We start from the raw sequence: 208 nt of genomic DNA on the forward strand, positions 1-208 counted from the left end.
TCTTTAATTGCTTCAATAATCATATCCGGAATATAGTCATATCCCCCCTCATTATACAATACATAGATTCCTCTTGATAAAATACTGCCCCAATCGGTTATATCTATTCCTGCAAGACCATAATAAAAAAATTCACAATGATACTCACCCTTTCCCTCTAACAGCTTTACCATATCATCACATTCTACGGCTTTTCTTGCAATTCCTA

Annotated in this window: 1 pseudogene; it reads right to left on the reverse strand. The window is 34.6% G+C overall.

From position 1 onward, the window contains the following. A pseudogene (locus DWW43_RS11010) lies at nucleotides 1-208 on the reverse strand (hypothetical protein); the annotation flags it as partial.

Source organism: Clostridium sp. AF15-41 (assembly GCF_003604095.1).
Taxonomy (GTDB): domain Bacteria; phylum Bacillota; class Clostridia; order Lachnospirales; family Lachnospiraceae; genus Coprococcus.